This is a genomic window from Akkermansia sp. GGCC_0220 (assembly GCF_017566105.1).
GTDB lineage: Bacteria > Verrucomicrobiota > Verrucomicrobiia > Verrucomicrobiales > Akkermansiaceae > Akkermansia > Akkermansia massiliensis.
On the sequence record NZ_JABFCI010000013.1, the window covers coordinates 40,380 to 58,056 of the forward strand.

18 protein-coding genes are annotated in these 17,677 nt (G+C 60.5%); 11 read left to right on the forward strand and 7 right to left on the reverse strand.

The genetic code is table 11. The features are described 5' to 3' along the window. Positions 1 to 10 precede the first annotated feature (10 nt). From HJW02_RS09715 to HJW02_RS09730, 4 genes are all read left to right on the forward strand, one after another. The gene (locus tag HJW02_RS09715) at positions 11 to 1,267 is read left to right on the forward strand and encodes an acetylornithine transaminase (RefSeq protein ID WP_022396832.1); all 1,257 of its coding nucleotides are present in this window, start codon (positions 11 to 13) and stop codon (positions 1,265 to 1,267) included. A 26-nt stretch (positions 1,268 to 1,293) separates the two neighbouring features. Beyond that, complete coding sequence (locus tag HJW02_RS09720) at positions 1,294 to 1,752, forward strand: amino acid-binding ACT (RefSeq protein ID WP_022396831.1); 459 nt, start codon at positions 1,294 to 1,296, stop codon at positions 1,750 to 1,752. Positions 1,753 to 1,874: 122 nt separating this feature from the next. Continuing rightward, positions 1,875 to 2,441 carry an elongation factor P gene (gene efp / locus HJW02_RS09725; RefSeq protein ID WP_022396830.1) on the forward strand — a complete coding sequence of 189 codons (567 nt, stop codon included), beginning with the start codon at positions 1,875 to 1,877 and terminating at the stop codon, positions 2,439 to 2,441. Between the two features lie 164 nt (positions 2,442 to 2,605). Beyond that, positions 2,606 to 3,259: a GDSL-type esterase/lipase family protein gene (locus HJW02_RS09730; protein WP_102722217.1), complete on the forward strand. Its 654-nt coding sequence runs from the start codon at positions 2,606 to 2,608 to the stop codon at positions 3,257 to 3,259. 143 nt (positions 3,260 to 3,402) lie between these two features. Here HJW02_RS09730 and HJW02_RS09735 read toward each other — a convergent pair whose 3' ends face one another. Further along, positions 3,403 to 4,395 carry a glycoside hydrolase family 16 protein gene (locus HJW02_RS09735; protein ID WP_102722218.1) on the reverse strand — a complete coding sequence of 331 codons (993 nt, stop codon included), beginning with the start codon at positions 4,393 to 4,395 and terminating at the stop codon, positions 3,403 to 3,405. A gap of 182 nt (positions 4,396 to 4,577) precedes the next feature. Here HJW02_RS09735 and HJW02_RS09740 point away from each other — a divergent pair, with 182 nt between their 5' ends. Continuing rightward, positions 4,578 to 6,821: a heavy metal translocating P-type ATPase gene (locus tag HJW02_RS09740; RefSeq protein WP_102722219.1), complete on the forward strand. Its 2,244-nt coding sequence runs from the start codon at positions 4,578 to 4,580 to the stop codon at positions 6,819 to 6,821. 30 nt (positions 6,822 to 6,851) lie between these two features. Here HJW02_RS09740 and recN read toward each other — a convergent pair whose 3' ends face one another. After that, positions 6,852 to 8,510: a DNA repair protein RecN gene (recN, locus tag HJW02_RS09745; protein ID WP_102722220.1), complete on the reverse strand. Its 1,659-nt coding sequence runs from the start codon at positions 8,508 to 8,510 to the stop codon at positions 6,852 to 6,854. 52 nt (positions 8,511 to 8,562) lie between these two features. On the opposite strand from recN, the gene HJW02_RS09750 reads away from it, so the two are divergent. From HJW02_RS09750 to HJW02_RS09775, 6 genes are all read left to right on the forward strand, one after another. Further along, positions 8,563 to 9,348 (forward strand): MBL fold metallo-hydrolase, encoded by a 786-nt coding sequence (locus HJW02_RS09750; RefSeq protein WP_240454370.1) that lies wholly within the window; start codon positions 8,563 to 8,565, stop codon positions 9,346 to 9,348. Positions 9,349 to 9,374: 26 nt separating this feature from the next. Continuing rightward, a complete protein-coding gene (locus HJW02_RS09755) occupies positions 9,375 to 10,169 on the forward strand; it encodes a WecB/TagA/CpsF family glycosyltransferase (RefSeq protein WP_146018186.1) in 795 nt (264 codons plus the stop codon). A 161-nt stretch (positions 10,170 to 10,330) separates the two neighbouring features. Further along, positions 10,331 to 11,035, forward strand: coding sequence for an MmcQ/YjbR family DNA-binding protein (locus HJW02_RS09760; RefSeq protein ID WP_102722222.1), 705 nt, complete (start codon positions 10,331 to 10,333; stop codon positions 11,033 to 11,035). A gap of 127 nt (positions 11,036 to 11,162) precedes the next feature. After that, positions 11,163 to 11,489, forward strand: a complete 327-nt coding sequence (locus tag HJW02_RS09765) for a hypothetical protein (RefSeq protein ID WP_102722223.1) — start codon at positions 11,163 to 11,165, stop codon at positions 11,487 to 11,489. A gap of 78 nt (positions 11,490 to 11,567) precedes the next feature. Further along, entirely contained in the window at positions 11,568 to 11,897 is a 330-nt protein-coding gene (locus tag HJW02_RS09770; protein WP_022396819.1) for a hypothetical protein, read from the forward strand. A 55-nt stretch (positions 11,898 to 11,952) separates the two neighbouring features. Then, positions 11,953 to 12,129, forward strand: a complete 177-nt coding sequence (locus HJW02_RS09775; RefSeq protein WP_156340827.1) for a hypothetical protein — start codon at positions 11,953 to 11,955, stop codon at positions 12,127 to 12,129. Between the two features lie 87 nt (positions 12,130 to 12,216). Here the strand turns inward: HJW02_RS09775 and lpxI are convergent, their stop codons facing one another. The 5 genes from lpxI to HJW02_RS09800 form a co-directional block, all read right to left on the reverse strand. Then, positions 12,217 to 13,080, reverse strand: a complete 864-nt coding sequence (gene lpxI / locus HJW02_RS09780) for a UDP-2,3-diacylglucosamine diphosphatase LpxI (RefSeq protein ID WP_102722224.1) — start codon at positions 13,078 to 13,080, stop codon at positions 12,217 to 12,219. A gap of 30 nt (positions 13,081 to 13,110) precedes the next feature. Next, a complete protein-coding gene (locus tag HJW02_RS09785; RefSeq protein ID WP_022396815.1) occupies positions 13,111 to 14,385 on the reverse strand; it encodes a 2-oxo acid dehydrogenase subunit E2 in 1,275 nt (424 codons plus the stop codon). A gap of 18 nt (positions 14,386 to 14,403) precedes the next feature. Next, positions 14,404 to 15,378, reverse strand: a complete 975-nt coding sequence (locus HJW02_RS09790; protein WP_022396814.1) for a transketolase C-terminal domain-containing protein — start codon at positions 15,376 to 15,378, stop codon at positions 14,404 to 14,406. A gap of 21 nt (positions 15,379 to 15,399) precedes the next feature. Next, complete coding sequence (locus tag HJW02_RS09795) at positions 15,400 to 16,371, reverse strand: thiamine pyrophosphate-dependent dehydrogenase E1 component subunit alpha (RefSeq protein WP_240454371.1); 972 nt, start codon at positions 16,369 to 16,371, stop codon at positions 15,400 to 15,402. A 226-nt stretch (positions 16,372 to 16,597) separates the two neighbouring features. Then, positions 16,598 to 17,410, reverse strand: a complete 813-nt coding sequence (locus tag HJW02_RS09800; RefSeq protein WP_022396812.1) for a MerR family transcriptional regulator — start codon at positions 17,408 to 17,410, stop codon at positions 16,598 to 16,600. Positions 17,411 to 17,677: the final 267 nt, after the last annotated feature.

The window sequence follows — 17,677 nt, forward strand, 5'->3', positions numbered from 1 at the left end:
ACCTTAGCTTATGAACACAGAAGAAAAACTCAACCGGTACGTACTCCATTCCTATGGCCGTTATCCCATGGCTGCCGTCCGCGGGGAAGGCTCCCGACTGTGGGACAGCACGGGGAAGTGCTATCTGGACTTCTGTGCCGGCATTGCCACCTGCGTGCTGGGGCATTGCCATCCCGTGGTAACGCAGGCCCTGCAAAAGCAGGCGGCCACGCTGGTGCACTGCTCCAACCTGTACCAGATTCCCCAGCAGGCGGATCTGGCGGAATTCATCGTGACCAAATGCGTGGAGCGTCCGGGGAAGGTCTTTTTCTCCAACAGCGGCGCGGAATCCAATGACGGCTTGATCAAGGTGGCGCGCCGCTACGGCCACCGGAAGCCCCAGGCGGACGGCAAACCCCGTTATGAAGTGCTTACGTTCAACAAATCCTTCCACGGAAGAACGCTGGGCAGCATGTCCGCCACGGGGCAGGATAAAATCAAGATAGGCTTTGACCCCATGCTGCCGGGATTTCGCCATCTGCCTTTCAATGACCTGGAAACGGCCCGCGAAGCCATCAGGCCGGAAACAGTAGCCTTCATGCTGGAAACCATCCAGGGGGAAGGAGGCGTCAACTGCGTGACTCCGGAATTCCTGCGCGGCCTGGCACAATTGTGCAAGGAGCACGATCTTCTTCTGCTGATGGATGAAGTGCAGTGCGGCTTTGGCCGTTGCGGCGACATCATGGGATGGCGCGCCGTGGCTCCGGACGTGGAGCCGGACGGCGTTTCCTGGGCCAAGGCTCTTGGCGGCGGTTTTCCCATCGGCGGCTTCTGGATTTCCGACCGCGCCATTGACGACCAGGGCACGGAGCTTGCCTCCATCATGGATCCCGGCTCCCATGGCTCCACGTATGGCGGCAATCCGCTCGGCACCACGGTCGGCTTGGCCGTGCTGCGGGAAATCGTCTCCCAGGGGCTCCCGGAACGTGCGCGGCGCCTGGGCGCGGAAATCCGCGCGGAAATAGAATCCTGGAACCTGCCCGTGATCCAGGGCGTGCGCGGCCTGGGCCTGTTGCTGGGCATCGGCCTCAATCCGGAGATGGTGGACGCGCCGGAAGGCAAGACGGTTGCCGCCGTGGTGGTGGAGGCCCTGCGGCAGGAGGGCCTGCTTTCCGTTCCCGCCGGGCCGGAAACCGTCCGCCTGCTGCCTCCGCTGAACGTGAGTGAAGAGGAAGTCCAGCAGGCGCTTGCCATCATCAGGCGCGTGCTTAAGACATACGTTAAATAGAACTCAACCCCGTTTGCTTTATTGTCATGAAGGAAGAAGCCATCAAAGCCCCCGGCAGTACGATAAGGCAATATTCCATCATGCTCCAGAACCGGGTGGGGGCGCTGTCCGCCCTCCTCGGCCTGCTGGACATGCACGGCATCTTCTGCCTGGGGTTCAGCATGCACGACTGCCATGAGGCGACCATTGCGCGCCTGATTGTCAGCGATCCGGAACGAACGTCGGAAATCTTTCTGGAAAAGGGCATCTGCTACACGGAGTCCGAGGTTCTGGTGGCGGTTCTCCGCCATGGCCCCGCGGACCTCAAGAAGTGCCTGGATGTGCTGTATGCCGCGGAAATGAACGTCAACTTCCTGTACCCCCTGATGCCCTGCATGGCGCGGGGCTCCCTGGTCGCCCTCCATGTGGATGACCTCAACTTCGGGCGCACCGTGCTGAATTCCAGCGGCATCAAGGTCCTGTTCCAGCAGGATCTCAGCCGGTAGGAACGATGGTTTTTCCGGCCTTTCCGGTCACCCGGCCAAAGGCGTTTTCTCCAAGCGCATCAAGGGTTTGGCGCGTTTTTTCGGCTTGACGGGAGGGGAAAACATGGTATGGTACGGGCCGCATGGCAAAAGTACCCGTAATCAATCTTCGCAAGGGACACGCGGTTAATCATAACAATGACGTTTGCGTCGTGGTCAGCATGGAGCACAAGTGCCCCCCCCGCATGGCCTCCTACGTGCAAATGAGCATCCGCAGCATTTCCACCAAGAAGGTATATAACCTTCGCCTGACTTCCAATGAATCCCTGGAAGGCGTGAACCTCGCCCGTGAGGAATATGAGTTCAGCTACATTGACGGCATGGGCTACCACTTCATGAACCCCGATACGTACGAAGACATTACCGTGTCTCCGGACATCGTGGAACCCGTCAAGGATTACCTGATGGAAGGCAACATCTACATTCTGCTTTTCACGGATGAGACGGTTGTTTCCGTGGAACTCCCCGCCGCCATCACCATGGAAGTGGCGGAAGCTCCGGAAGGCGTCAAGGGCGACAGCGCGAACAACGTTTACAAGTCCGCCACGATGACCACCGGCCTGGTGGTGCAGGTGCCCCTTTTCATCAAGCCCGGCGAAAAGATTTCCGTAAAGACGGAAGACGGCTCCTACCTGGGCCGCGTGAATTAAACGTTCCCTTTTCCTGTTATTTGAAGAGTCCCGTCCGGGTTTTATCCGGCCGGGGCTTTTTCATGAGGGGACGGCACGGAAAAAGACCAGAAGACGGGCCGGAGTACGGGCTTTACATTTGAAGCCGCGTCCAGTAAGCCATTTTCATTGTAATATTTTACTCCATGAAAAAGTTTATTGTCTTGTTGTGGATAGGGCTGCTGGCCGCTTTTCTGCCGGCGGATTGTGCCGCCGCAGTGAAGCTGGCCTGTCTGGGGGACAGCATCACCGCCGGGATGGGGGTTAAAAAGGAAGACTGCTGGGTATCCCGGATTGCGAAAACCCTGGACAGGAAGGCGGAAGTAGGAAACTTCGGCGTATCGGCGCGCTGCCTGCTGTTCAAGGGGGACCGCCCCATCACGCGGGAGAAGGCTTATCAGGACGCGCTGGCGTTCAAGCCTGACATGCTGTTGATAGGCCTGGGCACCAATGACAGCAAAAAAGTGAATTGGAGCCACAAGGATGATTTTGTAAACAATTACAAGGAGATCATTACGGAATTCCGCAAGCAGAATCCCAAATTGAAGGTATACTGCCTGCTGCCCATCCCCTCCCAGGAGGCCAGGGAAGGGGGGATCAGCAGGGAATGCATTGAAAAGGAAATCATTCCGCTCATCCGGCAGGTGGCCAAGAGCACCAAATCCAGGGTGATCGACCTCAACAAGGTGATGAAGGACAAGGGCGGCCTGCTGGTGGACGGCGTGCACCCCAATGCGGAAGGGCACGCCCTCATGGCGGAACACATTCTCCTGGTGCTCAAGGGGAAGGCTGCCGAGTAACAGGCCGCCCCCGTTCCCGAAGGCAGGGACTTTTATATGAATTGGAAGGGGTTAAAGAAACTGGATGGACCTTACGGATACGGCGAAGCCGGAATTCCCTTTTTGCTCTATCCGTTCCATGCGCCCCTGGCCGTTCACGTTCCCTATTCGTCTAGCGCTTTCTGAAGGCGGGACAGTTCCACGGGAGCATCCTTTTTCTTCTCTGTCCGGTAGGGAATGGTGCCCTTGTGGGGGGAATCCTTCTTCTGGTATATGCGGACGTAATCTATTTCATACTTCTGGGGCAGGGGCAGTTTATTCAGATCGCCTCCTGTGGCGCCCATGGCCAGGTTCAGGATGATGAAATGGGGCTGACGGAAGGGATTGGCGACTTCCTTGTAAACGGCGTTGACGGTGTTGTCCAGGGGCGTCCTGTTCAGCAGGATGTCGTCCGCATACAGGCGCACTTCCTTTTCATCCCAGTCCATGCGGAAGACATGGAAGCTGTCCGCCCAGTCCGCATGCCTTTCCTGGAGCCATTTGAGCGGCGTGTAGGTAGTGCTCCATTTGCCCACGTGTTTTTTGGGGGAGGCCCAGCAGAGGTTGGCCAGGTAGGTGGACTGGTAGTACTCCATGATGTCTATTTCCCCGCACATGGGCCATCCTTCCTTGACGCCCATGGTCCAGAAGGCGGGCCACATGCCCTCCCGCGGGCTGAATCTGGCCCGGATTTCAAACCGCCCGTACAGCCAGGAAAACTTGCCGCGCGTGGTCAGGGAGGCGGAGGTGTAATCCGCTTCCTTGCGCGTCGTCTGCCAATTCTTTCCCGCCGGGTCATAATGGGGATTGGCGTGTTTTTCCTTTTTGCCTTCAATAATCAGCATGCCGTCCTCGCACCGGGCGTTTTCCGGCTGGTACCACTGTTCCTCCTTGTTGCGGACGAATCCGTGTTCGTAATTCCACTTGGCGGGGTCCGGGCGGCCGTCCTTGTCGAACTCGTCGTGCCAGACGAGTTCGTAATCGGAATAATCCGCTTTTTCCACCACCCTCTCGGTTTTTTTGACGCCGTCCCCGTGCAGGGTGTAAAGCTGGGCATGGAGGGGGGCGGACAACAGGGCCGTGCAGGCCAGGACTCGGAACAGGGTGGGAGCGGTCATTATGAAGGGATGAAGGTGTTTGTTACTGTTACGGGGCCGCGGGCGTTTTTTTGTCATTTTTTATTGGAAAAGGGTGAAGCCGCGAAAGCGGCTTGAGAAACGGGATTGATGGGATTAGTTTCACCTAACAACATGGGAGCCTTCTTTGGTCCCGGAAAATCAAACACTCCGTTTTAACGACAATGGAAGAAAAGAACTATCTTGTTTCCGGCATGCATTGCGCCGGTTGTGCTGCCAAGGTGGAGCGCGCCGTGGAGGGATTGGAGGGGGTGGAGCGCGTAGAGGTGAATTTGCTGACGGGGCGGATGACCGTTCTGTTTGAAAAGCCAGATTCGCCCGCCAGGGGGCGCATTGCGTCCGTAGTGGAGAAAGCCGGCTTCCACCTGGCGGACTGGCGGGAGGAACCGTTTTCCGGTGCGGATGGGGAGGAAAGCCAGGGGCAGGAGGAAACGGGAGGCTCCCGCCTCGTTTGGTCCGTTCTGCTGCTGGCGCCTCTGATGTATCTGTCCATGGGGCCCATGTGGCACTGGCCCGTTCCGGGAGGGGGCTGGGGGCTCTGGATGAATTTGTGGGCGCAGTGCATTCTGGCGGCCGCGATTCTGTGGCTGAACCGGCATTATTTAATCAACGGCGTGCGCCAGCTTGCCGCGCTGTCTCCCAATATGGATTCCCTGATCGCCATCGGCTCCGGTTCCGCCTTCCTGTACGGGCTGTATCTGTTGATTGCGGCGCTGTGGCAGGGCGCCAACGTGGACGGAATGGAACTGTATTTTGAATCCGCGGCCATGATCGTCACCCTGATTTCCCTGGGGAAATATCTTGAACGCCGTTCCTACCGCAAGACGAACGCCGCCGTGAAAGGGCTGGTGAAGCTGGTTCCCCAGGAGGCCCTGGTTTGGCATGACGGCGCGGAGCGCGCCGTCCCGCTGGATGAACTTCATTCCGGGGACCTGGTGGTGGTGAAAACCGGGCAGAGGATTCCGGTGGACGGCGTCATTGAAGAAGGGCAGGCCGCGCTGGATGAATCGGACCTGACGGGGGAAAGCATGCCGGTGGACAAGACGGCGGGAGACCGGGTGATCAGCGGCACGTTCAACCGGGCCGGGTATCTCAAGGTACGTGCGGAACGCGTGGGCAGGGACTCCACGCTGGCCCGCATGATCCGCCTGGTGGAGGAGGCCAGCCAGTCCAAGGCTCCGATTGCACGGCTGGCGGACCGGGTGTGTTATTTCTTTGTCCCTGCGGTGATTGCGATTGCCCTGGTGTCGTTGGTTGCGTGGCTGGCTGCCGGGGAGGGATTTTCCTTCGCCCTTGCCAGGGCGATTGCGGTGCTGGTGATTTCCTGCCCCTGCGTTCTGGGGCTTGCCACGCCCATCGCCATCATGGTAGGGACGGGCAGGGGCGCGCGGCTGGGCATCCTGTGCAAGTCCGCCGGAGCTTTGGAGGCTTTGAGCCGCGTGGATACCGTCGTTTTTGACAAGACGGGCACCCTGACGGAAGGGGCGCCCCGTGTGGTGGCCGTTCTGCCGGAGCCGGGCATGAATGCGGATGAACTGGTGGAAATGGCGGCGGCTTTGGAGCAGGGATCGGAACATCCGGTAGGGAAAGCCGTTTATGAACACGCCAGGCTGCTGGAACTCCCCATCCGCGCCGTGGCGGATTTGTCCGTTGTGCCGGGCCGCGGCATTTCCGGCGTAGTGGACGGCGTGCCCTATGCGGTGGGCAATCCCGGCTTCATGCAGGACAAGGGCATCTCCTGGAAGGAGGAGGAAGGCCGCCTCCGGGAGTTCATGCGGCAGGGCGCGTCCCCGCTGTATATAGGGAGGGGAGACCGCCCTGCGGGAGTGATCATGGTGGCGGATTCCCTGAAACCGGACAGCCGGGCGGCGGTGGATTATCTGAAGCGGATGAACCTGCGCGTGGTCATGCTGACGGGGGACAATGCCGCCACGGCGCGGCACATGGCCGGGGAACTGCACATTAATGAAGTGATTTCCGACGTGCTTCCGGATGAGAAGGCCTCCCATGTGATGAAGATGGAGGAACGCGGGGACAAGGTGGCGATGGTGGGGGACGGCGTGAACGACGCCCCGGCGCTGGCCTGCGCCCGGGTGGGCATCTCCATGAAGTCCGGAACGGAGCTGGCGATGGAGTCCTCCGACATCGTGCTGATGAAGAGCAATCCCGTGGGCGTGGCGGAAGCCCTTCAACTGGGCCGCACCACCCTGCACATCATCAGGCAGAACCTCTTCTGGGCCTTCTTTTACAACATCATCGGCATTCCGCTGGCCGCCGGGTGCCTGTATCCGGCCTTCGGCCTTACGCTGAATCCCATGATTGCCGCCGGGGCCATGAGTTTAAGCTCCCTGTGCGTGGTGTTCAATTCCCTGCGGCTGCGCGGCTTCAAGCCCCGTCTGGAAAAATAAGGCGGCCTCTTCCTTTTTGGCGCCCTCCGTTCAGGAGGGCTGCAGCATGGCCTGGGCCAGCGTGCGGGCGTGGTCCCCGCCGCCGCCCAGCATGCGGACCAGCTCGTCTATCCGGTCTTCATGGCTCACCTCCCGCAGGCAGGAGATGGTTCGGTTGCCCGCGGAAGCCTTCTGGACCAGGTAGTGATGGGAGGCCAGGGCCGCCACCTGCGGAAAGTGCGTGATGGAGATGACCTGGTGCCTGTTCCCGAGCTGCTGCATCTTGAAGCCGACGGCCCGCGCCACTTCCCCGCCCACGTTGGCGTCTATTTCATCAAATACCAGCAGGGGAGTGGAGTCCTTGTGCGCCAGGGCGCTTTTAATCGCCAGCATGATGCGCGCCAGCTCCCCGCTGGAGGCAATCAGCCGGAGAGGCTTGGAGGGTTCCCCCGGATTGGGGCCGAACAGGAATTCCACCGTTTCCATTCCCTGGGAACCGGGTTCCTGGAGGGGGGACAGGCCCACTTCAAAGACGGCCTGGCGGAAGCCCAGTTCCCGGGAGTGCCTGACGATGGAGGAGGCCAGCCTGGGAGCGGAGGCCAGGCGCGCTTTGGTCAGGGCCTGCCCGGCGGCGTCCACCTGCTTGCGCAGAACGGCCATGGAGGCCCGCAGCTCTTCCAGGCGTTCCGTGCGGTGCTCGATGCGGTCCAGGCGGTGGGCCGCCTCCTCCCTCCGGGCGCAGACGTCTTCAAAGGAAGGGCCGTATTTCATTTTCAGGGATTCCAGCAGGTTGATGCGCTCCTCCAGTTGGAAGAGCTCCCGGGGATCACAATCCAGCTCGGAGGAATAATCCGCCAGGCGTCCTTCAATTTCCTTAAGCTCCAGATTCACTTCCGCCAGCGGGGCCAGCCACGCGGCTGTGGAGGCGTCCATGCGTTCCAGCTCGTGCGCCGCCCGGGTCAGTTCCCTCAACTGGGAACCCAGGCCTGGCACGTCCGTTTCCTCCAGCATGGCAAGCATTCTGGAAACCTGTTCCTGAAGCCTAGTGCCGTTGCGGGCGCGCTGCCAGCGTTCTTCCAGCGTGAGCACCTCCTCCGGCGTAAAGGCGGCGGCGTCTATCTCGTCCACTTGGTGGCGCAGCAGCTCTATTTCCCGCGCGGTGGCCGCTTCCGCATGCTCCAGGTCGTCATAGGCCCGGCGCGCGTCCTGCCATTGCCGCCACGCGTCCGCGTAGGCGTGCAGCAGGGGGGCGTGCTCCCCAAAGGCGTCCAGCAGGGAAAGCTGCCTCTCCTGGGAGATCAGGGAGCGGTGGTCGCTGGGGCCGTGCATGTCCACCAGGCAGGCGCCCGCCTCCCGCAGCAGGTTCAGGGTGCACGGGCTGTCATTCAGGAACTGGCGGTTGGCCGTGGAGGAAATAATGCGCTTGATAATCAGGTTGCCGTCTTCGCAGGGCGGCACGCCGTGTTCGTTCAGAATGCCGTGCACGGGGGAGGATTCCGGCAGATGGAACACGGCTTCCACGCTGCATTGCTGTTCTCCGGACCGGATAAGCGTTTTGTCCGCGCGTTCCCCCAGCGCCAGGCGTATGGCACCGATGATGACGGATTTGCCCGCCCCCGTTTCCCCCGTGATGCAGATGAAACCGGAGCTGGGTTCCCAGAGCAGCTGGTCCACGAGGGCCAGGTTTCTAATTTTCAGCAATGTAAGCATTCGGGCTTTGGATTTTGAATGCATTATGGCATCATTTGCTCTAAACGCAATCATGACCTCTGTGATGAACATTCTCTTTCTGGGCACTGGAACGTCCACCGGAGTTCCGCAGATAGGTTGCTCCTGTGCGGTCTGCACGTCCCCGGACCCCAGAAACAAGCGGTTGCGTTCTTCAGTTTACGTGGAGGCCGCGGGCACCCGCATTCTGCTGGATTCCTCCCCGGATCTGCGTCAGCAGGCCCTGCGGGAAAACATCACGGACGTGGACGCCGTGCTGTACACGCATGCCCATGTAGACCACGTGGGCGGCTTTGACGATTTGCGCGCCTTCTGCTGGCGCAGGTCCGGCGGCCTGCCCCTGTACGCCTCACCGCAGACGATGGAGGCCCTGCGGACCATGTACGGCTGGGCGTTTGAACCCAAAACGACCCGGAGCGGCTATGTCAGGCCGGAACCTCACGAGGTGACGGAGCCGTTCCGTGTAGGGAATGTGCTGGTGACGCCTCTTCCCGTAATGCATGCCGGGGTGGAGACTTATGCCTATGTGCTGGAGGCGGAAGGGCAGCGGCTGGCATACATGCCGGATGTGAAAAGCATTCCGGAGCCTTCCCTGGAAAGGATGAAAGGGGTGGACCTGCTGATTATTGACGGGCTGCGCTATCATCTGCACCCCACGCACCTGTGCCTGAAGGAATCCCTGGCCGCCATTGCCGCCATCCGGCCCAGGCGCGCCGTGCTGACCCATATGTCCCACGACATGGATTACGGGATTCTTTCCGGCAAGCTGCCGGAGAACGTCATGCCTGCCTACGACGGGCTGAGGCTGTCCCTGCCGTGATTTTCACCCTTCATTTCCATCAGGCCATGACTGCTGCAAACAATCCTGACCAGCCCGGCGCGCGGATGCCGTGCGAGACCAGAAAGGTGTTCGGCTTTTCCGTGGCCGTCAGCTCCGTGGAGGAAATGAGCTCTGCCCTGGCGGAACGTGCCCTGGAAGCGCAGGCCCCGTGCCTGGTGGCCGCCGCGGACGTGCACGTGATAACCCTCGGCGTTCATGACCGGGGTTATGGGGCCGTGCTGGAACGGATGGACGTGGTTTGCCCGGACGGAATGCCTGTGGTGTGGAAGCTGAACAGGGGCCTTCCCGCAGGGGAAAGGAGCGCCGAACGCGTGAGCGGGCCGGACCTGATGGAAGCCCTGGTGCGGGCGAATGCGGAGTATCCGGGTCTGCGCCATTTTTTGCTGGGCGGAGATGAAGGGACGCTGGAGACCCTGGCGTCCGCATTGAAGGAGAAGTACCCGGCTTTTCATCTGGCCGGCGTGCATTCCCCGCCATTCCGTTCCTGGACGGAGGAAGACCGGAGGGAGATGCGGGAGGCGGTTGCCTCAAGCGGGGCCAATGTGGTGTGGGTGGGCCTGGGCTGCCCGAAGCAGGAGCGGTGGATGGCGGAGCAGAAGGAGCTGCTGCCTCCCGCGGTTTATGTGGGCGTGGGAGCGGCCTTCGCCTTCCATGCCGGAACGGTGAAGCGCGCGCCCCGGTGGATGCAGAAAAACGGCCTGGAATGGCTATACCGCATTTACCGGGAGCCGGGCAGGCTGCTCAAGCGGTACGTGAAGCATAACAGCCTGTTCGTGTGGTATGTGCTGACGGGGAGGTAAAAACTCTTTTCCCGATGCGGGCGCCCCGGACATGGGGCGCAGGTTATTTTGGCCTTGTACCGTTCCCGTGCGGATTTATCATGGCTTGGCCGGGTTCTGCACGCCCGCAGGGGCGTAGCTGGCGTTTTCCATCCTTCCATCTCCTTTAACTTCTTTTCCTCATGTTCTTTCGCCGCATTCCCCGGAAAAGCTGGTATGAAAAAGCCGTGGAACGCGTTTTCAGGGACAGGAGGTTGTGTGAGGAAAAATTGCCTCCCTTCGGCTGCGTTCGCGGGGAAAATGGTTTTCTATACCGGACAAAGCTGCTGAACGGGCAGCTCTGTATGGAATTTGAAATACACGCGGACGGTTCCGTCAGTGTGGCAATGTATGATGCGGACGGGAAGAGTATCCCTCATCTTGCTCAGGGAGAGGCGGACAGGTTGCGGGAGAGGGCGCTCCGCAGGGAATATGAGGAAGAGCTGTGGCATGTGGCGGAGTGCTGCTTTGAACCTGATTTCTTCAAGGGCGATCCTGCCCGGAGCCTCGTCGCGCACGTCTGGGAGGCTTACGGGGATGAATTGGAATTCCTGTGGAGGAAGTCGCCGGGAAGCGCTGTCGTGCGGCGGAAGGACACGGAAAAATGGTATGCCGTTTTTCTGGCTGTGCCGCGGTTGAAACTGGGCGGCAGTTCCAGGGAAAGGGTGGAGGTGCTGAATCTGCGGGTCCGCCCTGGGGAGATCGAGGGCCTTGTGGACCATCACAGCCGTTTTCCGGCCTACCACATGAATAAGAAAAGCTGGGTGAGCCTTTGCCTGGACGGGACCGTCCCCTTTGAGGAGCTGGCCGCGCGCCTGGAGACCAGCCGCCGGCTTGCCGGGAAGTAAACGCCGCTGCCGGCGGTTTTCCGGAGGGCTTATGTTTTCCTCACCCGGAATGCGGCGGCGGAGTTTGCAGGTGGTAAGGCGGGACGGGGCTCTTGACCCGGAAGGGGGCCGGGCCTACAGTGGGGGCATGAACGTTGAAGAAAAGGCGCTGTCCACCTTCCGCACGGAACCCTGGCGCCACAATTGCGCCCAGGCCGTTTGCGCGGCCCTGGGAAGGGAGGATTTGCTGGAAGCCGTCTCCGCGTGCGGCACGGGAAGAGCGCCTGACGGGGTATGCGGCGCCTTGTATGGAGCGCTCCTGTGCACGCCCGTGCAGTCAAGGGAGGAGCTGAAGCGGCGGTTTGTGGAGAAGCTGGGTTATTCCCATTGCAGGGAGCTGAAAAAAGAAGGCTGCGTTCCGTGCCGGGACTGCGTTGCCTCCGCGGCGTTTATGGCTTTTGATTTGCAGGAGTGAACGCAGAATGACACGACTGTATTCATAGATTTTCATGAAGAAAGAGTCTATTGGAATGAATCCAAATAGAACAACGTCATGAAAAAATTGATATATGCTATAGCAGCGGTAGCCGTTGCAGTTCCGGTAGTGGCCCTGGCGCAGAGCGCCTGCAACAGCGGTTCCTGCACCAAGGGTGACAAGGACATGGCTGAAGCCAAGGAACACATGAAAAAGGGCGCCAAAGCCGCCAAGGACGCCGCTTCCGAAAAAATGAAGGAAGGCAAGCAAGCGGCGAAGGACGCCTACGAAAAGAGCAAGGAAGCCGTCAAGGATACTTACCAGGACAGCAAGGAAGCCGTGGACCATGCGGCGGACAGGGCTGCCGATAAGGCCGAAGCCATTGGCGACGCTGCGAAAAACGGTTAACTCAAACGATTAAAATACAAACCATTTATTTATTATGTGTGACTCCAAAGATCATATGAACCATATGCATGAAGGCTGTGGATGCTCGAAAGATGCCGCTTCCGGCAAGATGGAAGAAGGCAAGAAGGCAATGAAAGACGCCTACGAAAAGAGCAAGGAAGGCGTCAAGGATATGGCTTCCGGGGTAAGTGACAAGGCCAAGTCCATGATGGACAAGGACAAAAACGCTTAATTCCGGCGGTTGAATAAGCCGTTTTCTATTCTGCATCCCGTATGCGGCATGATTTCCCCTTGTCCGGGTTTCCGGACGAGGGGATTTTTATTGGGCGGGATTTTCCGGTTGAGGGCAGCCCTCCCCGGAAGCGTCCATGGCATGCAGGCTGATTTTGTGCCTTTTGCACAGTTCCGCCACCCGGTCACGCTCCAGCAGAATGGTTTTGCCCGCTTCCAGGGCGATTTGCCTGACGCCGCATTCCGCGCACGTCTCAATGGTGACGGGGCCGATCGTAGGAATGTCGAAGCGCATGTCATGCCCCAGGCGCGCCACTTTTGCCAGTGTGGCGGGTTTGCCGTTGCCCAGCTCGCCGCTGCGGCGTATGCAGTTGTTGGTGCCTTCAATGGCTTCCACGGCAACTACGGTGCCTCCGTGCACGACGACGGACTGCCCGATGTGAAGGCGGCTGATTTCCTTGGCCATCTGCATGCCGAAAACGGCGTCCTCCCATTGTTCGGTCGTGGGACGCGGTCCGGCGATGTGGCCCGGCTGCGGCATGTGCTCTTCCATGTAGGTGAAGGCGGGGAGGATGGTGAAGCCTTCTTTTTCCGCCTCCGTGATGACGGCCCCCAGCAGGGAGTCCGCGTTTTTCTCCGGCATGCGCATCAGCACGGAAAGGGCGCGGAGGTCCGGACGGAGGGAGAGAATGTTCTTCGGGTTGATGCCTCCCGCCATGATGACGTTCCGCACGCCGTGCTTTTTCAGGAAGGAGAACGGCTTGCTGATCTGGCCCACGCTGAATTCCTGGTAAGCGTCGCACAGGGGAATGACGGCGGGATTGGTCTCCCCCTTGAAGCCCACGGCCACGATGCGCAGCTCCGGCGTCCGGCGGCGCGCCCCCCGGACGATGTATTCCGGGTAGACGCCGTCTCCGGCTACCAGGCCTAGTACGGGTGGGTCTGTCGTCATGCGGCGTAAAGCGTGCGGGAACGGAGCGGGTTACAGGTATTCCGGGCGCTGAAGCAGTTCCGCCACGCGCTTGAGCAGGCGGCCGATGTCCGCGCCGTCCACCACGCGGTGGTCCCCCGTAGCCACGATGTTGGCCTTGGAGATGGGAATGAACGCCTCCACCTCGTCGCTCCAGACCGGGGTCTTGGTGACGGCTCCCACCCCCAGGATGATGGATTCGCTGGGCATGGGCATGGGGGCGGCAAAGGTGAGCCCGAAGCCGCCGAAGTTGGTGACTGTGGCGATGCCGCCCGTGCTGTCTTCCGGGGCCAGCCTGCGGCGGCGCGCCTGGGCGATCAGCCTGTTGTAGTCTTCCAGCAGTTCTTCCATCGTCCGTTCGTTCACGCGGCGCAGCACGGGAACCATCACTCCGTCCGCCACCTGGGCGGCGATGCCGATGTCAATGGTCTTGGGGGAAAGGATGTTTTCCCCCACCAGGTAGCCGGCGCATTCCGGGCTTTCCGCCAGGGCCAGGGCCAGGGCGCGGGCAAAGTACAAGGTGATGCCGGGCCGCAGCGGGGAATGCTGCCTGTGCTTGATGAGGGGGTCCATGAACACGGGGCGCCCGGCGGAGGCCAGGGGGCGCGTCCAGCTCCGGCGCATGGCGTCCGCCACGGCCAGCCGCATGGAGGAGGCCTTGCGGTGCGGCCACTGGCTCACGTATTCCAGGAATTCCTCCAGGTCGTCAATGGTGACCCGTCCTCCGGCTCCGGAGCCGGAGATGAAAGCGATGTCCGAGGCGCTCATGCCTAGTTCATCCATGCGCGCCTTCATCCGGGGGGACATGTAGTGCGCGCCTTTCATGCCGGCGGGCACCGGCAGGCCGCGCACGCTGGGCTGGACTTTCAGGTCCGTGCCGTTTTCTTGGTAGGATTCCCCCGTCAGGCCAAAGTGGACCCCGGCGGGCTTTTCCTCCCGGGCGGAAGCGTCCGGGACGCGCTGGGGCACGGATTCCGGGCTGGCCGGAAGGGAAGGCTGGGTGGAGTCACCGGCCGGGGTGGCCCCGGAACGCTCAATTTCCTCTTCCGTGGCGTCAATCATGGCCATGCAGGCGCCGACCACGATGGATTCCCCTTCCTTGATAAACACGTCGCTCAGGACGCCGCCGCACATGGTGGTGACGCCCATGGTGGCCTTGTTGGTCTCTACCTCAAAGATTTCCTGGTCGGCTTCTACGGTGTCGCCCGGGGCCGCCAGCAGGCGCAGCACGGTGGCTTCCGCAATGGAATCCCCGAGCTGGGGCATCAGAATGGGTACTTTAGGCATGGTGGAAACTGGGTTGAATCAGATGGATAAAAGATGGCGGATGGAGGCGGCGATGGATTCCAGCGTAGGGCGGTGCGCCTTCCACAGGTTGGGATGCTGGGGGATGGGGGTGTCCCTGGCGTTGAGCCGCTGGGGCGGAGCGTCCAGCAGATGGAAGCCTTCCGCCACGATGCGGGAAACGACTTCCGACGTGACGCCCCCCCACGGGAAGTCTTCCCCGACGACCAGGACGCGGCCAGTGCGCGCTACGGAGGCGATGACGGTGTCCATGTCCAGCGGGCGCACCGTGCGGAGGTCCACTACTTCCACTTCATAACCGCTCTCCTTCGCCAGCAGGTCCGCCGCGCGCACGGCTTCCGGCACCATGGCGCTGTACGCCACTACGGTGGCGTGCTTTCCGGTGCGGGCGATCCGGGCCATGCCGAAGGGAATCACCGGGGCTTCCCGGTAGTTGTCCTCCGCCTTCAGCCAGCGGTACAGGAACTTGTGTTCCAGGAAGATGACGGGATCGGGCACTTCCACGGCCTGGCGCAGCATCCAGTAGGCGTCCGCCACGGTGGCCGGGGTCATGACGTGCAGGCCCGGATAGTGGGCGAACAGGGCTTCCAGGCTCTGGCTGTGGAAGGGACCCGTGCCGGGCGTTCCCCCGCAGGGCAGCCGCACCGTGATGTTGGCGGGAATGCCCGTGCGGTAGTAATGGGTGGCCGCCATGTTGACGATCTGGTTGAAAGCGATGGTGCTGAAGTCGGCAAACTGGACTTCCATGATGGGCTTCTTGCCCATGACGGCGGCTCCGGTGACCATGCCGGCCATGGCGTCCTCACTGATGGGGGCGTCAATCACGCGGTCCGGGAACAGCTCCTTGAGGCCCTTGGTCGCTTTGAAAGCGCCGCCGAAAACGCCTATGTCCTGTCCGTACAGGAAGACGTCCTTGTCTTCCGCAAGCAGGTCTTTCTGGGCGTCGTGAATGGCATCAATGTATGTTACGCTCATGGGAATATTCCGTTTGCAGGCTTAATAAGGTCTCCATACCGTGGCGTTCCAGTCCTCCCGGAAGGGGTCCGGCTCCGGTTCCCTCTGCGCGGTAGCCACGGCCAGCTGGACTTCATCGGCATACTGCTTTTTCAGGTCCGCCACTTCTTCCGGCGTCAGCCAGCCGGCTTCCAGCAGTTGCCGTTCCGCGACGGTGACGGGGTCTTTTTTGTCGTACTCATCCTTCAATTCCCTGGGGATGTAGGAGGCGTCGTCATGTTCCCCGTGGCCGCACATGCGCAGGGTCTTGGCCAGCACCCACTGGGGGCCCCTGCCTTCCCTCGCGTTGTTGACGGCGGTGCGGAAGGCTTCCAGCGTAGCCATGAAGTCCGTGCCGTCCGTTTCATGCACGGTGAAGCCGTAGCCGCGGCCCCTGTCCGCCAGGGAGGCTTCCCCGAATTCACGGACATTGGGAGTGGAATAGGCGAATTGATTGTTGGTCACCACGAGCACCAGCGGCAGTTGTTCCACGTTCGCCATGTTGGCGGCTTCGTGAAAGGCGCCTGTGGACGTGGTGCCGTCTCCGCAGAAGGCCACGCCTACGGGGCCGGGAAGCTTGCCGTCCAGCCGCTTGGCAAAAAGGCAGCCGATGACGAAGGCCACCGTGCTGCCCAGATGGCTGATGGGCGCCATGTAGCCTTCCGCCGGCAGTCCGCGGTGGACGTTCCCGTCCCGTCCCTTCATATAGCCCAGGGCAGAGCCCAGGTAGGAGCGGGCCGCTTCAATGATCGGTTCCCCCCAGGTGATGCGCGCCGCCTGTTCCCGGATGAACGGGGCGATCACGTCATACCCGGCGGTCAGGAAAACGCCGCCGCAGGCGGCAATCGCTTCATGCCCGCGGCCCAGGTAAACGCCGCCCGTGATTTTGCCCGCTTTATACAGGCTGGAAATTTTGGTGTCAAAGGCCCGCGCCAGCAACATGGCCTTGTAAGCCTTGACGGCGCTTTCCTTCAAGTCCGGTTGTGTAGTGTCGCAATGTGCCACCCCATTATTTTATATGCTGCATGGGGAAATGCAATGCCATTTCATGAAACTTCCGGAGACTTCATGCCTGCGGGCCTGAACGGACGTTCCGGCTGCACCGCAGGGCGGCAGGGGCGCGGACGGGGAACTCCGGTTCCCGAAAGGCGTTTTTTACATCCTCTTCACCCATTGCCTGTTCCGGAAAAAATCCCCCGGTTCACTTCCCTTCCGGCGGAAGGGAGCATCTCAGTTCGAATTTGGGATGCACCACATCGTAGTCTCCGGAAAACAATTCCGTTTCCATGATGATTTTATCATACTCCTGCGCAAAAAGTTCGGGAAAGACCAGGGGGGCCTTCCCGATATCGCTTTCCTTCCTGATGGAGCAGAGGAAGGAGGCGGCAGGCAGGCGCACGACTTCCTTTAACTGCCGGGCGTCCCTTTTGGTCGCTTCCACCTCCACATACAGGAACCTTTCCGTTCCGGAGCTCCGGTGGAAGGAAAGGAGTCCGGCTTCCGCGCCCAGCCTCAGCTCATTGCGGTTAATGTCATCAAACATGTTGGTGATGAGTACATTGTAATCCGTGCTGTGCTGTTTTCCGGCATAGGGGGCCGTCCAGCAATATTTTTCCGGCAGGGCGTGGACGGTCTGCCCCTCATGGCGCCGGAGGCCTTCCATCCGGTCCATCTGCTTCTGGAATTTTTCCAGCAGGTGCAGTTTCTCCTGAATGTCCCTGATTTTCTGGTGCGCCAGCATGGTGCCGTGGGAAATCAGCTTCTTGTAATGGATTCTCTGCTGGTCCTCGGTCAGAAAGGAGGTGAACTCCTTCAGGGGAATGTCCAGGAAGGTGCAGGCGCGGATGGCGTCCACCACGGGAATCTGGGAGAGGGTGTAATAACGGTAGCCTGTATCCGGGTCCGTATGGGCCGGGCGCAGAATCCCCAGCTGCTCGTAATACCGGAGTGATTTAATATGTACGCCGGTCTGTTTGGACAGATTGCCTATGGTTAGTAAATTCTGCTTGTCCATCCTGTATTGCGGTTGGCGTGGAAACTGATTTTTTCCCGCCGGAGGCGCGCCCGGCGGAAACGGCTGCTGCATGCAAGAGAAATCTTCCTGAAGACGAAATCGTCGCGTCATTCATTTGATTCTTGTTGCCAGCAGCTTACAACAAATGATAAAAAGCCGCTCCACTTAATCTTTTCATTGCCTCTTGACTCTCCCATTATGGGATACTTTACATCTTATGGCAATTGAAAAATCCCCGGTCTTGTCGGAAGCGTGGTTCCGGGGTTT